This is a genomic window from Occallatibacter sp. (assembly GCF_049582745.1).
Classification (GTDB): domain Bacteria; phylum Acidobacteriota; class Terriglobia; order Terriglobales; family Acidobacteriaceae; genus Telmatobacter.
This window is the reverse complement of record NZ_JBAUUO010000050.1, coordinates 1-2,767: the sequence shown is the minus strand read 5'-3', so window position 1 is coordinate 2,767 and position 2,767 is coordinate 1. Positions and strand designations below refer to the sequence as shown.

General features: G+C 60.5%; 3 protein-coding genes and 1 tRNA gene. 1 reads left to right on the top strand and 3 read right to left on the bottom strand.

The window, feature by feature from the left end; all coding sequences use genetic code 11:
• Nucleotides 1-51 precede the first annotated feature (51 nt).
• Nucleotides 52-705 (bottom strand): hypothetical protein, encoded by a 654-nt coding sequence (locus WCA10_RS06765; protein ID WP_472821744.1) that lies wholly within the window; start codon nucleotides 703-705, stop codon nucleotides 52-54.
• 531 nt (nucleotides 706-1,236) lie between these two features.
• Here WCA10_RS06765 and WCA10_RS06760 point away from each other — a divergent pair.
• Complete coding sequence (locus WCA10_RS06760) at nucleotides 1,237-1,380, top strand: hypothetical protein (protein ID WP_472821743.1); 144 nt, start codon at nucleotides 1,237-1,239, stop codon at nucleotides 1,378-1,380.
• A gap of 231 nt (nucleotides 1,381-1,611) precedes the next feature.
• Here the strand turns inward: WCA10_RS06760 and WCA10_RS06755 are convergent.
• Together WCA10_RS06755 and hutI are read right to left on the bottom strand one after the other, a co-directional pair.
• Nucleotides 1,612-1,687: transfer RNA gene (locus tag WCA10_RS06755), tRNA-Phe, on the bottom strand.
• Nucleotides 1,688-1,844: 157 nt separating this feature from the next.
• Nucleotides 1,845-2,767, bottom strand: a 923-nt coding sequence (gene hutI / locus WCA10_RS06750; protein ID WP_472821742.1) for an imidazolonepropionase, incomplete at its 5' end; no start/stop codon positions are given.

Here is a 2,767-nt window from a genome sequence, read left to right as displayed (position 1 = left end):
GACCTAGACCGAAACCCTGACTGATCTGATTCGTGTGCGTGGTTTGTGGTTCTATCTTGTGCGCCACTGGCTCTTGCTGAATGGCAGGAGAATGGGACACGTCGCGACTGAGTTCCTGCCCCAGCGTCGTCGCGTTGCTCGTATAAATCTGGGCGTCATAGCGTCCACGCGACACAGAAACGTAGGCCATGCGGCTGTTGAGCAGAGCCTTAGCGCCCAACTCGGTGTCCACGTGAATGAGAACGCGTCGGCAGTCTGTCCCTGGCTGGAGTGGCTAGTCATGGCATAACCGTGATCGAGATGCGGATGCTTGCGCGGATCGAGTTCGACCGCGCGACCACCGTCCATCTTCAAGCGCAGCCGCTCGTGTCCGTCGATGCTTTTGATGGTGCCCAACTCGCGGTTCGCAACTCTGAGTTCGTTGGCCGGCACGGTGAACTGGATGCGGTCGCCCACTGAAAAACGCCGCATCTCTTCGCGGAAGACGGAAACGCCCTGCTGTCGGCGTGGATCGTAAGTGCGCTGCGTGCCGTCCTGCAGCGCGATCGTCAGCCGGTTTTTCGGAGCGTCGATGCTCTTCACCTGTGCATACTCGCCTTTCCCGATGCCGGTCTCCTTCGATGCGCGCGAATAGCGCAGCACATCGCCCACCTCATAGCGCTCAGCCCAGGTCCGGTCAGCACCGGTGAGGTCTTGACGCGGCACTAGCGTCCTGATGCGGTGCTCCTCGTTGCTGACGAGGCCACCCCGCTGCAGTTCCTGATTTCGCTAGTCTGAAGTGGCCCCGCTTCGATCATTACATTTGGCCCCACCCCTAACCGATAGATCGTCCTACCCTGTCTGCGAAGCAGACGGGGAGGGCGATGGACAGGAGACGCAAGGTGGAGCTATTCGAAGAGATCAGGCGGGAGCACACGCATGGAGCCGGTTCGATTCGTGCAGTCGCGAAGAAGCTCGGCGTGCATCGGCGGATGGTGCGACAAGCGCTGGCGAGTGCGATTCCGCCAGAGCGCAAACTGCCGGTGCGGAACAGGCCCAGGCTGGGTCCGGTGATGGAGTTCATCGATGAGATTCTGCGAGTAGATCAGTTGGCTCCCCGCAAACAGCAGCACACAGCGCATCGCATCTGGCAGCGGATCCGTCAGGAGCGCTCGGACCCGGTGGCGGAAAGCGACGGTACGCCGTTATGTGCGGGAGCGCAAGCAAGAGTTCGGACTCACGGCGCGAGAGACGTTCGTGCCGCAAGTCTACGACTGGGGCGGCGAGGCGCAGGTCGATTGGTACGAAGCGATGGCCGAGGTCGGAGGCGAGCGCCAGTCGATTCATCACTTCGCGATGCGCTCGATGGCGAGTGGCGGAGCGTTTCACGTGGCTTACTAACACGCTACGCAGCAGGCTTTTCTGGAAGCACACGAGCGGGCATTTGGCTATTTCGGCGGCGTGTTCCGGTGCTTGCGCTACGACAACCTGAAGAGTGCGGTGAAGAAGATTCTGCTGGAACAGCTGAAGGGGGACAGAATCCATCTGCTTACAGAGCGAGTTCAGTGAGAATCATGGGTTGGATCGTGGGTTGGAAATTTCGGCTCTCGACCGCCAAGTTCTTTAGAATGATGGTGGCCAGGGACGGAGTTGAACCGCCGACGCCAGCCTTTTCAGGGCTGCGCTCTACCACCTGAGCTACCTGGCCACTTCTTTTTCCGCATCTTCCCCGCACAGGCCATGCCTGTTTGCCGGCCTGCTGCGCGCTGTCTTTGGGCGGGAGGGCCGAGGATTCGGCCGATTCGCTGAAGCGTGCGGAACCTACGAATTATAACAATCCCCGCACTTCGCTCCAAATGCGAATCTTACAACTTCGCCTCGCCGATCGGGATTCCATTCAGAACAGTGCACGCGCAGTGATTCGCTCCAAACCAGTAGGAGATTTCGCGATAGTCTTTGACCTCGAACACAGACAAGTCCGCATCCTTTCCCGGTTCAATCGTGCCTTTACGATCGGCCAAGCGCAACGCCCACGCCCCGTTCATCGTGGCGGCCGAGATCGTTTCCGCGGGCGTCATCTTCATGTGCGTCGCCGCCAGCGACATCACCATCGGCATGCTGAGCGTTGGCGACGAGCCGGGATTGTAGTCGCTGGCGAGCGCGACCGCGACGCCAGCTTCAATGAACTTGCGCGCCTCTGGGTAGCGCACTAGCCCCAGAAAGTAATTTGCCCCCGGAACCAACGTCGCGATCGTGTTGCTCCGGGCCAGCGCGGGCAGGTCGGCATCGTTAACGTAATCCATATGATCGAGCGAGGCGGGCTCAAATCGCAGGAACGCCCCAAGGCGCGTTTCGCTGAGCTGCCCCATGTGCGCTCGAAGAGCGAGCCCGTTCTCGCGGCCCCCCTCAAAAATCCGCCGCGCTTCATCCGCGCTGAACGCCCCTTGATCGCAGAAGACGTCGGCAAATGCCGCCAGTTTTTGTTTTGCGACCGCCGGCATCATCTCCCGGCACACAATCTCAACGTACTCGTGCGCGCGTCCGCGATACTCCGGCGGAGCCGCATGCGCGCCGAGAAATGTCGGCACGACCGTTCCGGGCCACCTTTGCGCAGCCGCGCGAATCGCCTCCAGCGACTTCAATTCGGATTCGAAATTCAAGCCATATCCCGATTTCGCTTCAACGGTGGTCGTCCCGTGGCTGGCCATATCTCCCAATGCGGCAAGAATCTTTCCCGCGAGCACACTCCTACCCGCCGCGCGCACACCATCAATGCTCGACCGGATAC